General features: G+C 53.6%; 8 protein-coding genes, 4 tRNA genes and 2 pseudogenes. 3 read left to right on the top strand and 11 right to left on the bottom strand.

What is annotated here, in order from left to right:
- Together ACNYC6_RS20375 and ACNYC6_RS20370 are read right to left on the bottom strand one after the other, a co-directional pair.
- Entirely contained in the window at positions 1-1,149 is a 1,149-nt protein-coding gene (locus ACNYC6_RS20375; RefSeq protein ID WP_419708881.1) for a DUF262 domain-containing protein, read from the bottom strand.
- A gap of 88 nt (positions 1,150-1,237) precedes the next feature.
- A pseudogene (locus ACNYC6_RS20370) lies at positions 1,238-1,771 on the bottom strand (hypothetical protein); the annotation flags it as partial.
- A gap of 1,314 nt (positions 1,772-3,085) precedes the next feature.
- Here ACNYC6_RS20370 and ACNYC6_RS20365 point away from each other — a divergent pair.
- A pseudogene (locus tag ACNYC6_RS20365) lies at positions 3,086-3,415 on the top strand (serine recombinase); the annotation flags it as partial.
- On the opposite strand, the gene ACNYC6_RS20360 reads toward ACNYC6_RS20365, so the two are convergent.
- Together ACNYC6_RS20360 and ACNYC6_RS20355 are read right to left on the bottom strand one after the other, a co-directional pair.
- Positions 3,412-4,197, bottom strand: coding sequence for a hypothetical protein (locus ACNYC6_RS20360; RefSeq protein ID WP_419708880.1), 786 nt, complete (start codon positions 4,195-4,197; stop codon positions 3,412-3,414). The pseudogene ACNYC6_RS20365 and the gene ACNYC6_RS20360 sit on opposite strands and share 4 nt — an antisense overlap.
- A 125-nt stretch (positions 4,198-4,322) precedes the next feature.
- Positions 4,323-4,399, bottom strand: a tRNA-Arg gene (locus ACNYC6_RS20355).
- Between the two features lie 567 nt (positions 4,400-4,966).
- On the opposite strand from ACNYC6_RS20355, the gene ACNYC6_RS20350 reads away from it, so the two are divergent.
- On the top strand, positions 4,967-5,293 hold the full coding sequence (locus tag ACNYC6_RS20350; protein ID WP_003178899.1) for an Arc family DNA-binding protein: 327 nt from the start codon (positions 4,967-4,969) through the stop codon (positions 5,291-5,293).
- A gap of 101 nt (positions 5,294-5,394) precedes the next feature.
- On the opposite strand, the gene mgtE is transcribed toward ACNYC6_RS20350, so the two are convergent.
- Positions 5,395-6,837, bottom strand: a complete 1,443-nt coding sequence (gene mgtE, locus ACNYC6_RS20345; RefSeq protein WP_416126056.1) for a magnesium transporter — start codon at positions 6,835-6,837, stop codon at positions 5,395-5,397.
- 320 nt (positions 6,838-7,157) lie between these two features.
- Here mgtE and ACNYC6_RS20340 point away from each other — a divergent pair, with 320 nt between their 5' ends.
- The gene (locus ACNYC6_RS20340) at positions 7,158-7,676 is read left to right on the top strand and encodes a cell envelope protein SmpA (RefSeq protein ID WP_419708879.1); all 519 of its coding nucleotides are present in this window, start codon (positions 7,158-7,160) and stop codon (positions 7,674-7,676) included.
- Positions 7,677-7,695: 19 nt separating this feature from the next.
- On the opposite strand, the gene ACNYC6_RS20335 is transcribed toward ACNYC6_RS20340, so the two are convergent.
- The 6 genes from ACNYC6_RS20335 to alaS all read right to left on the bottom strand — a co-directional run bounded on the left by ACNYC6_RS20335 (position 7,696) and on the right by alaS (position 12,509).
- Positions 7,696-7,772 (bottom strand) — tRNA-Arg (locus tag ACNYC6_RS20335).
- 72 nt (positions 7,773-7,844) lie between these two features.
- Positions 7,845-7,921, bottom strand: a tRNA-Arg gene (locus tag ACNYC6_RS20330).
- Between the two features lie 107 nt (positions 7,922-8,028).
- Positions 8,029-8,119, bottom strand: a tRNA-Ser gene (locus ACNYC6_RS20325).
- A gap of 62 nt (positions 8,120-8,181) precedes the next feature.
- Positions 8,182-8,370, bottom strand: coding sequence for a carbon storage regulator CsrA (gene csrA / locus ACNYC6_RS20320; protein WP_002554426.1), 189 nt, complete (start codon positions 8,368-8,370; stop codon positions 8,182-8,184).
- A gap of 187 nt (positions 8,371-8,557) precedes the next feature.
- Positions 8,558-9,799, bottom strand: coding sequence for an aspartate kinase (locus ACNYC6_RS20315; protein ID WP_419708878.1), 1,242 nt, complete (start codon positions 9,797-9,799; stop codon positions 8,558-8,560).
- 91 nt (positions 9,800-9,890) lie between these two features.
- Positions 9,891-12,509 carry an alanine--tRNA ligase gene (alaS, locus tag ACNYC6_RS20310; RefSeq protein WP_419708877.1) on the bottom strand — a complete coding sequence of 873 codons (2,619 nt, stop codon included), beginning with the start codon at positions 12,507-12,509 and terminating at the stop codon, positions 9,891-9,893.
- Between the last annotated feature and the right edge of the window lie 104 nt (positions 12,510-12,613).

Here is a 12,613-nt window from a genome sequence, read left to right as displayed (position 1 = left end):
TCATACCACCCTGAAGCTGGCATCATCAAACTTCAAATTCAATCTACCGGCAAGCTCCTGACCCCATATAGATAGTCTAGTATTTGTCGCCCCAACGCTTTTGGTTGTTTTCTCAATCGATTCTTTAAATCGAGTATCAAGACAAATGTCCTGAAATGCTTGTGTAACCGCTGCCGGATCGTTCAGCGCCGCCCTTGAAACATCCTTATCTGCAAAGTATCGAGTTATACAATCAAAAATTGCGCGATTGATACGGCGCTCGTAGTTATCGCCAAGCCATTTCTTAAAAGAGTTCGATCCGAAAATTTCGAAGCTAGTATCTAAAGCTAAATCCAAGCGGCTTAATGCGTTATTCAAAACAGCTTGTTGATTATCCCAATCCCCCTCGAACAACTTAGTTGTATTATCGAGAAAATCTTTTAAGTTACCATTATAGGTTTCAAACGACATATCAAAAGCAATGAAGCGTAAAACCAACTCGGAGTCTCGCATTCTTTTGTCGGGCACCTCTCCAAAGATTCTATGAAAGCTCCTACTTTGGCTGATGTACTCTTCAATGGCATTCAGAACCTTGCCACCGATAAGTGCCTTTCGAAGCTCTTGAGGTGAAAGAGGCAAACTTCCGCTATTCAACCTAAAAAACATGATGAAGAGAAAATTTTCATCACTCCAGTTCTTGATTACTGTGGAGCGAAGCGTGCTATTTTCAAGAAATTCCCGATCCTCGACATCTAGTGTAGAGTAAGTCCGCCCATTCAGATCCTTTCGAATATCAAGCCCTTTAAGCACGAGCTTGTCAGCCATAAAGCTATTGAGCGTTAAGAGGCGCTGTTTGCCATCAATAACTAGAAAACGTCCACGGCTGGTTTTGTTTTCTGCCAACACAATATTGGGAATAGGCAAGCTAACAATTAATGACTCTATAAGCCTGCTTTGTCTAACATTATCCCAAGCAGATCGTCGTTGAAAACCAGGATCAAGGTCTATATTCCCCTTGTTAACTTGGCCGTTAATGGTCTCAATAGTCCAGTCCGCATTCATTACGACAGCGTCTTTAAAAGATATGTCCTTATCGTTTAAATCACTTTCGTCTTCCTGCTGATCATCAGGAATTAGCTCGTCCAACAGATCTACATTCGGGGCTTGCATTATGTCCATCCATGATTGAGTAAGAGGTGACTCCGATGATGTCACACCGGGAACTCGGAGTAGAAGAAAAAGGTGGTCGAGGTTGCGAGAGAGTCACAGCATTTAATTTTGCTGCTAGCACCAAAGCCTGGGCAGCCTTCGCGTTGAAAGCCGAAGCATCACTTAGTACGGGGGTTGGTTCCGGTAGATGTGTGTGCGTCGCCAACTGCGCGTTCATCTGGTGCAACAGATCAAGCGCGTCGCACACCACCTAGAATAGGTTGAAAGACTCCGACCCGATCCAGTTCTTTGGCGCCGCCAATTGCTGGCTGATGCCTGCAACGCTTTAGCGCATGCCCTGGATCCTTTCCTGTATTTCACCACCCACAGTGGAATTAAGCCTCTGCCCTTCCACCAGGTTCAGATCACGACCATTTGCCTGGTGCAGATCGTCCACGCGGATCCACCCGACAACAACTTGAGCGCCCCCAGCGCCTCGATCTTCCCCCCCCTCCCACCGTCTCGGTCGAATGGTCATGAATCGTCTGTGTATAACTTTGGAACTGCTCACGGCTGTCCAAAGCTCAATCTCGCGCTTGATCGCCCCGTCCTAGATTTTGTCATCAGTCTGGCGCAACCAATTACTAAAGTGAGGCGGGAACATTATCGGGTGTCTCCTAATGACCGACTGCAGCCTACGGTTTACCCAATTTTGTAAACGCTGCTGTAACACCTATTTGGCTTGTAACACACAACGCACGTGAAAGATGAACGGTGTGTAACACCAATAAATCCCAATAAATTCAATTAGTTAATATAGCTCGTAACACCGGAAACACCTGTAACACGTCTTTTCGAGCCCCACACCCCATCAGTGATAGGGCCGCCAGCGAATGGAATACTGGCTTGGTATCGACTAATGCAGAATTCGAACGTTGAGTCGCCGAACGCCAGACGCTTGGGAGGTGCCGTCTGCCAACAACGAACAAGGGGAGATGCATCGACCGGGGCATCGACATCGTCTGGGACCCTGGGGATATTCGGTGGGTACGGGGTCGGAAACCCGCGTGATCGTGTTAGCGGAAAAGTGCACAGCTTAGTGAACAGGTGAACCTGGTGAACTGCTGTTCACCTTGTGCATTTGCCCTATCGCTTGGTAGCTCGCCGGGGACCCTGGGCATTTCGGATGGGAACGGGGCAAAGAACCCGCAGCATCTTGTTAGCCGCTGAGTTTTCTACGTTGGTTGACAGGTTGACGTGGTTGACACCAGCCCCAAGGTTGACCGGGCTCAACCGTTCGCTATCAACAACATAATGGCTCACCTTTACCGTTGCGGTAACGATGCCCTTTTCTCTTCAATATCCTTTCAATTTCAACGTTGAAATTTCAGTAAGCTGGTGGAACTGTCGCTACCAAGATCTCGCGGGTTTCCGACCCCGTGTGTGTCTTAATGCTCCAGGGTCCCCTGCGATTGTTTGCGTACCATTTTGATGCAGCATCGCTTCAGACCACGTATTGCATTACATATACAAAAAATCACGTCTGATCGTTGCCGATGTCAATCACACACGCCCAACGACTTGGCGGTTCCGCGCTCGAATAGCCGGGTAGCGACGTCGGAGCTAGCTGCCACCAGTGCTAACAATCAACAGAGATGTTCTCACTTGCTGGAGGAGGTGTTGCTGTAGGGGTAAGGGTACGCGCATTCAAAACCGTGTTACTTATGTTACGCACGTTACGAATCATGCTAACCACATGTAATTCAAGATTTTTTACGGTGTTACACGTTCATACGGTGCTATCGAAAAGTAGTGTTACAGGATTGATAGGTGTTACATCCAGGCATAACCGGGTGGCGACATCGGAGCTACCACTCAGCGAGGCATTCAATGATCACCAGGGATGTTCTCACTCGCTGGAGGATGCGTTGCTACATGGGGCAAGGGGACGCACCGGCGCATCGTTGCACTGGAGCTTCCAACCAGTCACCAGGGAATGCAAGACTCCAAGGGCGACGAGTTCACCGGTCGGATGCTGGGAGCAATCAACACGATACCGGTAGAAGTGATGGCCGCCATTGCGCGCAAGGATTTGAAGTAGACCCGCGAGTGACAGGCTCAAGGCATCGCGAAGGCTAGGGCTGTCGCCAAGCACAAAGGCCGTCATGGTGAGAAGGATCTGCACAAAAGGGAAGAGCTGCTGAGCGCTGGCCTGGCCAATCGCGCAACAGCTCGACACGCCTTCTTTACTACCTCTATCGCTCTCCAGATAAGAAATGGTCTCTAAAGTGCCTTACTTATATCGCGGTATCGTAGATAGCTACGGAGTGCGTAGGTACCAAGAGCAAGCGAAAGAACGCCAATGGCCGCGATTGAGAGAATTGAAATAAGACGCCCTTCTTCCCAGTTCATTCCTTGGTTGGCATCAAAAAATATACGACTTCCTATAGTAGATGCTGCGAGTGCTGCGGCGATCCCCGCTGTAGCCACCGACACCCAACTGGATCTCCCATCCGTTTCTCTCATGCCTTTTAGAAGTCCTTCATTTTTAGCAATTTCACCGATCAGGCCAAGGAAATGAAGGTCCTTTTCCGCTTGCTCTTTGTGCTCGTCCGGCACGAGTTCAAGCACACGGGCTATGCACGAAGCGCTGTCAGCCTTCATTCTCTCCCAAGTCAGTGGCTCAAGCTCTTCTTTAACCTCAGCGATCAGGTCATCAATTTTTACTGAATATTCAGTCTTCTGAGGAATATTAAGATGACGACTTCTCTGAAGTCGCAATGCAACGTCTTGAAGAAGCGTGATGGGAGTACAGGATGGGCGCAACAAAACTGAATGGAGGCGCTCAGAAGCCTGGATCAGGTTATCGATGAGAAATCGAGATAAAACCTGTTTGTTGATGATGTAACTCTCAACGACATCTAGAAGCTCAACGGTCGCGTGCTTCGTCCTCTCCGAGGCAGCCGAAACTGAGTCTCTTTGCTGCAGCCGGTAAAAAACGTATGAGACGACAAAACCGATAATGATTGAAGCGATCGATATCCAGTTGTTGGTAAAGAAATCAATCATCGTACGATCCTTCGTATTCGCTTCAAAACAGAGGTAGATGGGTGTATTTCTACCCCTCTGCTGTCACCCTGCTGTCACGCCAATTTCATGCTGCATAGGCGATGACCTGAAAGGCCCGAATTATATGGTGTCCCAGGGCAGGTTCGAACTGCCAACCTTCCCCTTAGGAGGGGGATGCTCTATCCAATTGAGCTACTGAGACACAAATTGCCCGCGAGAATACGCAGAGCGATAGACGGCGTGCATGTTAACGGGCACGCCTGGCTTTGTCATGTCATCCGTGTGCTTTTTAAGTGTAGGCAAGATGCCTCACGAACCTGCGAAGATTCTCCGATCAATTGCCCCCACCTCGACCACAGCGCCCCACCCGACAGAAGCATCCGCCATCCATCCTAAATAGCCCACAAGATAAACCTTCCTCTAGTAAATCGGCCATTTGCCACTATCCTGTAAAGGTAAGGAACATTGATCGACTTCGCATGATCCACCCTTCAGAGATTTTGATATCGACTGCTGGCAGAGGACCCGGCTGGTGCTACGGACCCGAACAGCTTTCCAAACCAGTCCGCATTTCTGATAATTGGTGCTGGCAGAAAGCCTTTATTCAGTTCAATATTTGTCACAGAATTGACGCCAAGGATCTGGCTATTTTGAGGCATGATTCGCACCTCTATCAATTCAGGTTGAACATTTGGCCAGACGGCTTGTCTTACCAGACATCCTGCGGCCAATCCCGAAAACCGCTCCCCTGAACTAACCGGTTAAATATATGCGCCCATTGAAACAGGCAATTTATTCCAGCCGTACGGCTGACAAGTTCGTCGTACGTCTGCCAGACGGAATGCGTGAACGCATTGCCGAGGTGGCTCGCAATCATCATCGCAGCATGAATTCCGAAATCATTGCGCGCCTTGAGCAGAGTCTTATTCAGGAAGGTGCACTGGGAGAAGAGTTGAGCATGCGCCTGGACAGCCCTGAGCTTTCCTTGCACGAACGAGAGCTATTACAGCGCTTCCGCCAACTCTCCCATCGACAGCAGAACGCTCTGGTTTCGCTGATCGCTCATGACGCTGAAATGGCCGCCGACGCGTCCTGATTCAGCCAGAAAGCCCAAGCCAGCCTGATCGCTGGCTTTTTTTTGCCTGAAATCCGGGCACAAAAAACCCGCCGAAGGGCGGGTTTTAGATGATCAGGACGTCAGAGCAGGAAGATTGTCGCCAACCCCAGGAAGATGAAAAAGCCACCGCTGTCGGTCATGGCAGTAATCATCACACTAGCCCCCATTGCCGGATCGCGCCCCATCTTCGCCAGGGTCATCGGAATCAAAACCCCCATCAACGCCGCCAACAGCAAGTTGAGCGTCATCGCAGCGGTCATCACCACGCCCAACGACCAACTGCCATAGAGCAAGTAGGCAACAACCCCAATCACTCCGCCCCATATCACGCCGTTGATCAACGCAACTGCCAACTCCTTGCGCATCAGACGCGAAGTATTGCCAGTACTCACCTGATCCAGCGCCATCGCCCGAACGATCATGGTGATCGTCTGGTTACCGGAGTTGCCGCCAATACCCGCCACGATCGGCATCAATGCCGCCAATGCCACCAGCTTCTCAATGGAGCCTTCGAACAACCCAATCACCCGAGACGCGACGAATGCAGTGATCAAGTTCACAGCCAGCCAAGCCCAACGGTTACGCAAAGACTTCCAGACCGACGCAAAAATGTCTTCTTCTTCACGCAGACCCGCCATGTTGAGAACTTCGCTTTCGCTCTCTTCACGAATCAGGTCGACCATCTCATCGATCGTCAAACGACCAATAAGCTTGCCGTTCTTGTCGACAACCGGCGCCGAAATCAAGTCGTAACGTTCAAACGCCTGAGCGGCATCGTAAGCGTCTTCATCCGGATGAAAACTCACCGGATCGCTGGCCATGACCTCGGAGACTTGCTTCTCGGGATCATTGACCAGCAAACGCTTGATCGGCAACACCCCCTTGAGGACGCCGTCGTAATCGACCACAAACAGCTTGTCGGTATGACCGGGCAGCTCCTTGAGACGACGCAAATAACGGAGAACCACTTCGAGACTCACATCCTCACGGATCGTCACCATCTCGAAGTCCATCAGCGCACCGACCTGCTCCTCATCATAGGAAAGGGCCGACCGCACACGCTCGCGCTGCTGGTTGTCCAGGGTCTCCATCAGCTCATGGACGACGTCTCGCGGCAGCTCGGAAGCCAGGTCAGCAAGTTCGTCGGCATCCATGTCCTTGGCCGCAGCCAGGAGCTCGTGATCGTCCATGTCGGCGATCAGGGTTTCACGGACCGAGTCGGATACTTCAAGAAGGATGTCGCCGTCGCGATCAGCCTTGACCAACTGCCAGAGCGTCAGACGATCGTCCAGCGGCAAGGCTTCAAGGATGTAGGCGACGTCGGCGGAGTGCAGATCATCGAGCTTACGCTGCAACTCGACGAGGTTCTGCCGGTGAACCAGGTTCTCGACCCGGTCATGATGCGGGCCTTCCTGGCGGTGAGTCAGGTCTTCAACCACTCGCTGACGCTGCAACAGCTCAACAACTTGAGCCAGGCGGTCCTGCAAGCTTTCCTGCGTTTTCTTTACTTCAACTTCAGACATAGGCGAACTCCACTCCCAGCAGCGGGGCACGCCGGAAGGATCAATCAGTCAATTCATGATTGGAAAAACGGGGTATTGAGTAACTACTGGGTAAGTCCATGGAGGTATTCCACAAGCCCCGGCGGGGCTGACGGGCGCAATGATACACCGCCTGACGGTTTTAAATGTTAAAAAATCGCGGCTGAAACAAGCGCTTGCAAGACAAACTTGAGCGCAGTCCTGATCCTTCAATCTCCGACGACTCATCCTGAAAAGAAAACACACCACAGCGAAAAAATGCGACAGCTAAGCTTCAGGAGAACCGCCAAGGAGGACGCTAGATGCCATCGAACATGAAGCATTTTTTTCTTATCGCCCTGCTCTCCCCGCCCTGGGCACTTGCCACGACCATTCACCGATGCGAAGCGCCCAACGGACGTGTCACCTTCACTACACTGAGCTGCACGACCGGCGAAAGTCGTTCGCCACACGAAATCAAAACCTTTACTCCGGGCAGCACAGTGACCGCTCTCATGCCTGAGGCGGACACTCGCGAACCATCAGGCGCGAAAAACAAAAGAAGAGATCCAACTGTCGTTGGAAAGGTCGAGGACAAATGCGCAAACCTGACCAACGCCAGGGAGCGGCGCGAAGCAATCATCAATCAGCGGATTGTCGCAGGCATGAGCCAGCAAGATGTCGAAAGCGCACTTGGCAAGCCGGACAAGATCAGCATTCGAAACTCGAGTACAAGTTACCGCTACGACACCAAGCGAGGTCGCAGTGCACACATTGAGTTTGATGAAAGAGGATGCACGAAAGGAAAAGCCAAATCCCAGACGGCAAAAAGCCCGCATTAAATGCGGGCTTTCTGTTGTATGGTGCACTCGACAGGATTCGAACCTGTGACCGCTCGGTTCGTAGCCGAGTACTCTATCCAGCTGAGCTACGAGTGCAATTTGTGTTTTTATACCAGATCACAACTGGTTGAAGCTAAGTCATTCACATTGCTGCAGATGACTCTTAAATGGTGCACTCGACAGGATTCGAACCTGTGACCGCTCGGTTCGTAGCCGAGTACTCTATCCAGCTGAGCTACGAGTGCATTTGTTGCCGCGCATTATAGGCCGTCTAATCTCTATGTCAAACACTTTTTCTAGTAATTTCAACAACTTACCGAAGAAGCCAGATTACAACGTACTACGCAAATAATGGCGGAGAACGGGGGATTCGAACCCCCGACACCCTTTTGAGGTGTACTCCCTTAGCAGGGGAGCGCCTTCGGCCACTCGGCCAGCTCTCCGCAACACGGGGCGTATATTAACCAGCTTCTTCCCCGTTTGCAAACATAAAAAACGATAAAAATTAATGGCTTGGTTCTTCGTCCTTCTCTTTCTTGATGCGCAGGTAGATTTCCTCACGGTGGACGGCCACCTCTTTCGGGGCGTTGACCCCGATACGCACTTGATTTCCTTTGACGCCGAGCACGGTCACGGTGATTTCGCCATCACCAATAATCAGGCTTTCTGCGCACCGACGAGTCAGAATCAACATACCTTTCTCCTCACGCCTTACATTTCAGGGACAACAGTCTGCAAAAAAAAGGCACTCGACCTACAACCAAAAGCGGTCATGGCCTACATGCCTGAGTATTGACTAGCGCGAGCAAAAGAACAGCCTCGGGGTCGCGCCTTTCAAAAAAACAAAAGGCGCGGTCAGACCGCGCCTTCTGGCAAACGCATCACTCGCCCTGGCGGGCCGGTGCGTCCAGTTCGAAAGCCGTGTGCAGGGCGCGCACAGCCAGTTCCAGGTACTTCTCTTCGATCACTACGGAGACTTTGATTTCCGAAGTCGAGATCATCTGGATGTTGATGCTTTCCTTGGCCAAGGATTCGAACATGCGGCTGGCCACGCCTGCGTGAGAGCGCATGCCAACGCCGACGATCGATACCTTGGCGATTTTGGTATCGCCCACGACTTCACGGGCACCCAGCTCGGCAGCGGTTTTTTCCAGCACGGCTTGTGCCGCCTGGTAGTCGTTGCGGTGCACGGTGAAGGTAAAGTCGGTGGTGTTATCGTGCGCGACGTTCTGCACGATCATGTCGACTTCGATGTTCGCGGCGCTGATCGGGCCGAGGATCTTGAATGCAACGCCCGGGATGTCTGGCACGCCACGGATGGTCAGCTTGGCTTCATCGCGGTTGAAAGCGATACCGGAAATGATCGGCTGTTCCATGGTTTCCTCTTCATCAATAGTAATGAGGGTGCCCGGACCCTCCTTGAAGCTGTGCAGTACGCGCAGCGGAACGTTGTACTTGCCGGCGAATTCCACCGCACGGATCTGCAACACCTTGGAACCGAGGCTGGCCATTTCCAGCATCTCTTCGAAGGTGATCTTGTCCAGGCGCTGAGCCAAGGACACCACACGCGGGTCGGTGGTGTAGACACCATCGACGTCGGTGTAGATCTGGCACTCGTCAGCCTTCAAGGCTGCAGCCAGAGCCACGCCAGTGGTATCGGAACCGCCACGACCGAGGGTGGTGATGTTGCCGTGCTCGTCGACGCCCTGGAAACCGGCGACAACTACCACGCGACCTGCCTTCAAATCACCGCGAATCTTCTGGTCATCAATCTGCAAGATACGCGCTTTATTGTGCGCGCTATCCGTCAGAATCCGCACCTGGTTACCGGTGTAGGACACCGCTGGCACACCGCGTTTCATCAACGCCATGGCCAACAGCGCAATCGTCACCTGCTCACCAGTGGAAACGATCACATCGAGTTCACGCGGAACCGGCTGACCATCGCCACTGATTTGCTTGGCCAGATCGATCAGACGGTTGGTTTCGCCGCTCATTGCAGACAGCACAACCACCAGGTCATCGCCGGCTTCGCGGAATTTCTTAACCTTGTCGGCAACCTGCTCGATTCTCTCGACGGTGCCGACCGAGGTGCCTCCAAATTTCTGTACGATCAAAGCCATTTCAAAGCCGCCTCTGCCCATGAAGGGCGCCCAAATAATCACTCAAACAGCGTTCCGACCCGCCACTAGACTGCGGGCCGGAGGCGCTGCCTTATAAACCCTGCTCTACAAATGGAACGGTCAGGGCCAATGCGGCATCCAGTGCGCCAGCGTCGGTACCGCCGCCTTGCGCCATGTCTGGACGACCACCGCCCTTCCCGCCCACTGCCGCAGCGGCTTGCTTCATCAAATCACCGGCCTTGAGTTGGCCGGTCAGGTCTTTGGTTACGCCTGCAACCAGAACGACCTTTTCCTCATGGACACTGCCGAGCAGGATCACTGCGCGGCCGAGTTTGTTTTTCAGTTGATCGACCAGCGCCAGCAGCGCCTTGCCATCCTGACCGTCCAGACGCACGGCCAGCACTTTCACATCCTTGACGTCCAGTGCCTGGGCCGACAGATCGTCGCCCGCCGCACTGGCTGCCTTGGCTTGCAACTGCTCGAGTTGCTTCTCCAGCAGACGATTGCGCTCCAGCACAGCCGACAGCTTGTCGATCAGGTTGTCGCGACTGCCCTTGACCAGGTTGGCCGCTTCCTTGAGTTGTTCTTCCGCCGCATTCAAGTAGGCCAGTGCCGCAGCACCGGTGACTGCCTCGATACGACGCACACCCGACGCCACACCGCCTTCGCTGATGATTTTCAGCAGGCCGATGTCGCCAGTACGCTTGGCGTGGATACCGCCGCACAGTTCGACGGAGAAATCGCCGCCCATGCTCAGCACGCGCACGTTGTCGCCGTACTTCTCGCCGAACAGCGCCATGGCGCCTTTCTGCTTGGCGGTTTCGATGTCGGTTTCTTCGGTTTCAACGGCGGAGTTCTTGCGAATCTCGGCGTTGACGATGTCTTCCAGTGCCTTGATCTGCTCAGGCTTGATCGCTTCGAAGTGGCTGAAGTCGAAGCGCAGGCGCTGACTGTCGACCAACGAACCTTTCTGCTGCACGTGGTCGCCCAACACTTTACGCAACGCAGCGTGCAGCAAGTGGGTAGCCGAGTGGTTCAGCGAAGTGGCGTGACGCACGTCAGCTTCGACGTGGGTTTCCACCGGTGCGCCAACGATCAGACTGCCCGACGCCAGCACGCCGTGGTGCAGGAATGCACCGCCGGTCTTGGTGGTGTCGCGCACGTCGAAGCGAGCATTGCCAGCCTGCAGGTAACCGCAGTCACCCACCTGACCACCAGATTCGGCGTAGAACGGCGTTTTGTCGAGAACGATCACGCCCTCATCGCCTTCGCTCAATACGTCAACCGACTGGCCATCTTTGTACAGGGCAACGATTTTTGCCGAACCGCTGGTATCCGTGTAGCCGGTGAACTCGGTGGCCACATCAACCTTTACCAGGGTGTTGTAGTCCAGGCCGAACGAGCTGGCCGAACGCGCACGAACACGCTGGGCTTCCATCTCACGTTCGAAACCGGCTTCGTCGATGGTCAGCTCGCGCTCACGGGCGATGTCGGCGGTCAGGTCCATCGGGAAACCGTAGGTGTCATACAGCTTGAACACCACATCGCCCGGCACCACGGTGCCTTTGAGTTCGGCCAGGTCCTGCTCGAGAATCTTCAGGCCGTGCTCCAAAGTTTTGGAGAACTGCTCTTCTTCGGCCTTGAGCACGCGCTCGATGTTGCTCTGCTGCTTCTTCAGTTCCGGGAAGGCTTCGCCCATCTCGGCGACCAGCGCGGCGACGATCTTGTAGAAGAAGCTGCCGGTGGCGCCCAGCTTGTTACCGTGACGGCAGGCACGACGAATGATCCGGCGCAGGACGTAGCCACGGCCTTCGTTGGACGGCAGTACGCCGTCGGCGATCAGGAAACCGCACGAACGGATATGGTCGGAAACAACTTTCAGCGAAGACTGATCGCCATTTTCGCAACCGATCGCCTCGGCCGACGCGCTCAGCAGGTTCTTGAACAGGTCGATTTCGTAGTTGGAATTGACGTGCTGCATCACCGCACTGATCCGCTCCAGGCCCATGCCGGTGTCGACGGACGGCGCTGGCAACGGATGCAACACGCCATCGGCGGTGCGGTTGAACTGCATGAATACGTTGTTCCAGATCTCGATATAGCGGTCGCCGTCTTCTTCAGGCGAGCCCGGTGGGCCACCCCAAATGTGGTCGCCGTGATCGTAGAAAATCTCGGTGCATGGGCCGCACGGACCGGTATCGCCCATGGTCCAGAAGTTGTCGGAGGCGTATGGCGCGCCCTTGTTGTCGCCGATGCGGATCATGCGCTCGACCGGCACGCCGATTTCTTTGGTCCAGATGTCATACGCTTCGTCGTCGGAGGCGTAGACGGTGACCCAGAGTTTTTCCTTCGGCAGTTTCAGAACACCGGTCAGGAAGGTCCAGGCAAAGGTAATCGCATCGTGCTTGAAATAGTCACCGAAGCTGAAGTTACCGAGCATTTCGAAGAACGTGTGGTGACGAGCGGTATAACCGACGTTTTCCAGGTCACTGTTCTTGCCGCCGGCACGCACGCATTTCTGGCTGCTGGTGGCGCGGGTGTACGCGCGCTTTTCCTGGCCCAGGAAGCAGTCCTTGAACTGGTTCATCCCCGCGTTGGTGAACAGCAGGGTCGGGTCGTTGCCCGGAATCAAAGAGCTGGAGGCTACACGGGTGTGGCCTTGCTCTTCGAAGAAGCGAAGGAAGGCTTCACGGATTTCTGCGCTTTTCATTAGGTTCTTCCACGGAGGCTGCGGCCAAAGGCCTGTTCGAAACGTCAACAGACGAAGCGACGGCAAAGGGCCGCATTATATCGGCCCTGCGCGCGGGGTACAGC

It is taken from the genome of Pseudomonas sp. NFX224 (genome assembly GCF_048565165.1).
GTDB lineage: Bacteria > Pseudomonadota > Gammaproteobacteria > Pseudomonadales > Pseudomonadaceae > Aquipseudomonas.
This window is presented reverse-complemented; position numbering and strand designations above follow the sequence as displayed.

Coding starts and splice junctions, on each gene's coding strand:
- ACNYC6_RS20375 (WP_419708881.1), bottom strand. CDS start 1,149: ATGCAAGCCCCGAATGTAGATCTGTTGGACGAGCTAATTCCTGATGAT.
- ACNYC6_RS20360 (WP_419708880.1), bottom strand. CDS start 4,197: ATGATTGATTTCTTTACCAACAACTGGATATCGATCGCTTCAATCATT.
- ACNYC6_RS20350 (WP_003178899.1), top strand. CDS start 4,967: ATGCGCCCATTGAAACAGGCAATTTATTCCAGCCGTACGGCTGACAAG.
- mgtE (WP_416126056.1), bottom strand. CDS start 6,837: ATGTCTGAAGTTGAAGTAAAGAAAACGCAGGAAAGCTTGCAGGACCGC.
- ACNYC6_RS20340 (WP_419708879.1), top strand. CDS start 7,158: ATGCCATCGAACATGAAGCATTTTTTTCTTATCGCCCTGCTCTCCCCG.
- csrA (WP_002554426.1), bottom strand. CDS start 8,370: ATGTTGATTCTGACTCGTCGGTGCGCAGAAAGCCTGATTATTGGTGAT.
- ACNYC6_RS20315 (WP_419708878.1), bottom strand. CDS start 9,799: ATGGCTTTGATCGTACAGAAATTTGGAGGCACCTCGGTCGGCACCGTC.
- alaS (WP_419708877.1), bottom strand. CDS start 12,509: ATGAAAAGCGCAGAAATCCGTGAAGCCTTCCTTCGCTTCTTCGAAGAG.